Raw genomic sequence first — 5151 nt, forward strand, 5'->3', positions numbered from 1 at the left:
CCTCCACCCCCATTGCCACCAGCGCCGCCGCCTGTACCACCACCTGCTTCGCCTGCATCAGCGCCCGATCCAGCCCCACCTCCGGCGCCCGCTCCGCCGCCTTGGCCGCCAGCATCGCCTTTGGCCTTTGCATCTCGCTCAGCTTTCTCTTTGGCCAGCAGGTCTGCAAACTGGGAGGCAGCGGACGGCTCGACGAGCAGGAGAGCGTCGTCGAAGATCACCGTCGTCTGCTCTCCGAAGTGGAAGCCTTGATAGCGGCCATCCTCATCGCCGTAGGAGATGCCGAAGAAGTCACGCGAGGAGACGCCAGCTCCGATGGTGGAGCGAAGTACGTTGTCGTCTTTCAGCCTCGGCAGAACAGGGTTGAGTTGTAACTTGCCACTTTTTCTGATCGCAAGCACAAAGTCTTCCCAATCCTGAGATTGCTTTACATCTGAAACCCTCCAATCCATGGATTGAAGAAGACGCTGAAGATGAGTCAAACGCGGCTCGATGGGTCCCGCAAAGAAGATTTTCCCCGCCGAGTTAGCAATGACTATGGTTGGGAAAGTCAGGATCTCAAGGTCCGCCAATGAATCAGCTTGGTCTTCAACGTCCACCCAATGCAAGTTAAAGCCTTCAGTGGATAAGTCATCAAATTCCGCCTTGATTTTGCGGCAGATTGCGCACCAAGCTGCGCACAAGCAATAAACGTCCAGCATGGATGGTGGCCTTTCCAAATGAGCAGCGGTTGACCAGAGCCCAGAAAGCATTCCCGATGGATGTGGATGACTTTCATTGGCGCATGTAAAGGGTTGTCCAATGTGCGCCACTTGGCCCATACGCGCCAGACTCAGTTGGCGATCAAACGACCCAACCAGTTGCTGATCAATCTCGTCGTATTGACTTTGCCAAAGCGTGTACCAGTCTTCCCAGTGCCTTGAGCGCTGGCCCGAGTTGCCCCGCCAAGGGGTGTCCGAAATTGAGTCGAATGAAGTGGCTGAATCGCTGGTCCGCAGAGAACAATTGTCCTGGAGCGATGCTGATGTTTTGAGATAAGGCCAGGCGCTGAAGCTCTAGGGCATTCAAACCAGGCGGTAACTCCACCCACAAAAAGTAGCCGCCCTCGGGCTGTGTAACCCGAACGCCTGCCGGAAAATGCTTGGCAATGACTTGAAGCGCCACGTCACGCTGCGCGCTGAGCGTCTCGCGCAACAAGCGCAGGTGCTTGTCGTAACCACCTTCCTGCAGGTAACTCAGGATGCCCAATTGCACGGGTACCGAGACAGATAAGGTGCTTGAAAGTTTGAGCCGCTCCACGGTGCGCGCATAACGGCCTGCAGCCGTCCATCCCAACCGATACCCGGGTGCCAGATTCTTGGAAAACGAGCTGCAGTGCAACACCCAGCCGTCCTTGTCAAAGCTTTTGGCCGGTGGCGGCCTCCGCACGCCAAAGTACAACTCACCATACACATCGTCCTCGATCAACGGGATACCCTTTTGCGAAAGTAAGTGGACCAGTTTGCGCTTGTTCTCCAAGGGCATGAGTGCACCTAAAGGGTTCTGGAAGTTGGGCATGAACCAGCAGGCCTTTACGCGCTCGCGTTTGAGCACGGCTTCTAGCGAGTCAAGTTGAATGCCATCGCGGGGGTGGGTAGCGACCTCCACCGCCCTCAGCTTCAAACGTTCAAGCGCCTGCAGACAGCCATAAAAGGCTGGGGACTCGATGGCCACGGCATCACCTGCTTGGGTGACGGCTTGCAGGCACAAGTTCAGCGCTTCCATTGCACCGCTGGTGATCACAATTTCCTCTGAGCTGGCGGCGACCCCGTTGCCCATGTAGCGCACCGCAATTTGGCGGCGTAACTCCGCGTTCCCCGGTGCTAGGTCTTCCAGCAATTGGGCTGGTGACATTTCTCGAAGAGCGGCGCCCATGCTGCGTCCAAGTCGGGCAACTGGAAAAAAATGTGGGTTGGGAAAAGCGGATCCGAGAGGCACCACATCGAGCCCGTGCCCCGCGCCCAAGACTTCCAACACCAAGTCGTTGACGACCACCTCCCGTGGCTCTGGGGCAGGTTTGGCGGCCTGTGGTTCGTTGCGCAAGGCGGGCCGACTCTTCACGAAGTAGCCCGAGCGTGGTCGTGCCTCGACCAGTCCTCGCGCCTCCAGCAGGTAATAGGCCTCAAACACCGTTGACGGGCTCAAGTGCCGGGCGGTAATGGTCTGGCGCACGGAGGGCAGCCTCTCGCCGGGCTGAATGGTCCCTGAAGCGATCAGGGCCTCAATGTCCTCGGCCAGTAATTCGTATTTTTTCATATGAAGGGTAGGTCAGAGATTTAATCAAACTGATACGGTATTTTAAAGATTAACTGAGTCTGGTGGTATCAGATGTTGTTCGCGACACTGCTCTAAACCGTTCACTAGTCCACCAAACATGAGTCCAACTGCATCGTCATCTGTATCGCGCCGTCTTGCATGGTGGCTGCTTTTTTGTGGCCTTTACCAAGGCACAGTCTTGGCTGCTGAACCACCTGAGTCCATGGGGCAACGGATGCAGGCATGCGCCACTTGCCATGATCCAGAAGGGCGCGCGACGAACAGCGCGTGATCAGTCAAGGCAGCAAAGCACCGACCATCAGCCAGAAACGCGACAGCGCCTGACCCTCAAAGAAAGCCACAATGGACATCGACGCACTCATCCTCTCTCGCATCCAGTTTGCCGCGAACATCAGCTTTCACATCCTGTTCCCCACCATCACCATCGCGCTGTGCTGGTTCTTGCTGTTCTTCCGTTTGCGCTTTGCCCGCAGCCGGGATGTGGCCTGGGAAGAGGCCTACTATTTTTGGACCAAGGTGTTTGCGCTCACCTTTGCGTTGGGCGTGGTTTCGGGCATTGTGATGAGTTTCCAGTTCGGCACCAATTGGCCGGGTTTCATGGAGCGCACGGGCAATATTTCAGGGCCGCTGCTGGGCTATGAGGTGCTGACGGCGTTTTTCCTGGAGGCCAGCTTTCTGGGCATCATGCTCTTTGGTCGCGGCAGGGTAAGCGAGCGGGTGCACTTGATTGCCACTTTTTTGGTCGCGTTTGGCACCACCATGTCGGCCTTCTGGATTTTGAGCCTGAACTCCTGGATGCACACCCCGGCAGGTTTCGAAATCGTCAACGGCCAATTCATCCCCACCGATTGGCTGGCGGTGGTTTTTAACCCCTCCTTTCCTTACCGGTTTGCCCACAAGTTGCTCGCCTCGGCACTGACCGCTTCGTTCTTGATCGCTGGTCTGTGCGCTTGGCAATTGCTCAAAGGCAGCGCCACAAGCGGCACCCACAAAGCCATGCGTGCGGCCATCTTCACTGCTGCTTGCGTGATTCCGTTGCAGTTCCTGGTGGGCGACATGCACGGCCTTAACACCCTGGAGCACCAACCGGCCAAAGTTGCTGCCATGGAGGGCATTTGGGAGACCGAGCGCGGTGCTCCACTGACGCTTTTTGGTATTCCCGACCAAGAAGCACGCACCACCCACTTCGCGGTGAAGATCCCAAAAATGGCCAGCCTGATCCTGACCCACGAGCTGGACGGCGAAGTCAAGGGCATCAACGAATTTGAAGGTGTGCATCCTCCCGTGGCACCGGTGTTTTATGCCTTTCGGGTGATGGTGGGTATGGGTTCGCTGATGTTGTTAGTCGCCGGTTTCACCGCCTGGCGCTTGTGGCGTCAGCGCAGGCAGCCAGAAGTGACACTGCCCAAGCCCCTGCTGTGGGTGCTCTCGGGCATGGCGTTCTCCGGCTGGGTCGCCACGCTGGCGGGCTGGTACGTGACCGAGATCGGTCGCCAGCCCTTCCTGGTGTATGGCTTGATGCGCACCAGCGAAGCCGCCACCACCTTGCCGCCGCCCTACATTGCGCTCACCTTGACGGCTTACCTGGTGGTTTATGGCTTGCTGTTGGTGACTTATGTTGGCGTGTTGAAGTACATGGCCGAGCACCCCAAGGAACACAGACAGGATGCGCCGACGGGTGCCCTGTTGGGCAAAGCGGGGGTTTGATGAAGCTTGTCTTTGTGAATCTGATACTGAAAGGCGACCATGACCTGGGCTGAATTCATACCACTGTTTTTCTTGGTCGTGATGGGGCTGTCCCTGCTGGCTTATGTGATTTTGGATGGTTACGACCTGGGCGTTGGCTTGCTGCTCTTGCAAGCGACCGACGCCGAGAAGGACACCATGATCGCGAGCATCGGACCGTTTTGGGACGCAAACGAAACCTGGCTGGTGTTGGGCGTGGGGGTGTTGTTGATCGCCTTTCCGATGGCCCATGGCGTGGTGCTCCAAGCGTTGTACCTGCCCGTGGCGGTGATGCTGATCGGGTTGATTCTGCGCGGTGTGGCGTTCGACTTCCGGGTCAAAGCACCGCTGCGCTACAAGCTATTCTGGAACCGCGCGTTTTTTGCCGGTTCGCTCATGGCCAGTGCGTCGCAAGGTTGGATGCTGGGCAGCTACATCACCGGTTTTGCCAATGGGCCCTTGGGCTGGGCATTTAGCCTGGGCATCGCCATCACCTTGCCCGCCGCTTATGTGTTGCTGGGTTCGGGCTGGTTGATCATGAAAACCGAAGGCGATCTGCAGCAAAAAACGGTGCGCTGGGCGCGGCTTGTGCTGTGGCCCATGGCGGCTGCCTTGCTGGCCATCTCGGCGGCCACGCCCTTGGTGAAAACGGGCGTGTTGGAGAAATGGTTCGGTATGCCCCAGGTGTTTGCCTTGCTGCCAGTGCCCCTCATGTGCGCCTTGGCTCTTTTTACCATGCGTTGGGTACTCACACGGCCAAATCTGGTCAATGCGGGCTACGGCTGGCTGGTGTTTGCCAATACCGTGCTGATTTTTGTGCTGGCCTTCTTCGGCTTGGCCTACAGCATCTTCCCCGACATCGTGATTGGACGCATGACAGTGTGGGAAGCTGCCATAAGCACCGCGTCGCTGAATGTGATTTTTTTCGGCGTTGCGATCACGCTGCCGGTGATCATCGGTTACACGGTATTCATGTACCGCGTGTTTTGGGGCAAAGCGACCGCGCTGAAGTACGGCTGAACAGAATATGCAGAGAACGCCAAATCGGTAAAGACCCTCAAACACCGTTGACGGGCTCAAGTGCCGGGCGGTAATGGTCTGGCGCACGGA

4 protein-coding genes are annotated in these 5151 nt (G+C 57.4%); 2 read left to right on the forward strand and 2 right to left on the reverse strand.

The genetic code is table 11. The features are described from left to right. On the reverse strand, window positions 1-701 hold a 701-nt coding region (locus tag AAFM15_RS11545; RefSeq protein WP_341686862.1), incomplete at its 3' end, for a thioredoxin family protein. 166 nt (window positions 702-867) lie between these two features. Continuing rightward, window positions 868-2295: a PLP-dependent aminotransferase family protein gene (locus tag AAFM15_RS11550; RefSeq protein WP_341686863.1), complete on the reverse strand. Its 1428-nt coding sequence runs from the start codon at window positions 2293-2295 to the stop codon at window positions 868-870. Between the two features lie 369 nt (window positions 2296-2664). Here AAFM15_RS11550 and AAFM15_RS11555 point away from each other — a divergent pair, with 369 nt between their 5' ends. Both AAFM15_RS11555 and AAFM15_RS11560 read left to right on the forward strand, forming a co-directional pair. Further along, the gene (locus AAFM15_RS11555; RefSeq protein ID WP_341686865.1) at window positions 2665-4023 is read left to right on the forward strand and encodes a cytochrome ubiquinol oxidase subunit I; all 1359 of its coding nucleotides are present in this window, start codon (window positions 2665-2667) and stop codon (window positions 4021-4023) included. Between the two features lie 39 nt (window positions 4024-4062). Next, the gene (locus AAFM15_RS11560) at window positions 4063-5061 is read left to right on the forward strand and encodes a cytochrome d ubiquinol oxidase subunit II (protein ID WP_341686864.1); all 999 of its coding nucleotides are present in this window, start codon (window positions 4063-4065) and stop codon (window positions 5059-5061) included. Window positions 5062-5151 lie beyond the last annotated feature (90 nt).

The organism is Limnohabitans sp. (assembly GCF_038134685.1).
GTDB lineage: Bacteria > Pseudomonadota > Gammaproteobacteria > Burkholderiales > Burkholderiaceae_C > Limnohabitans_A.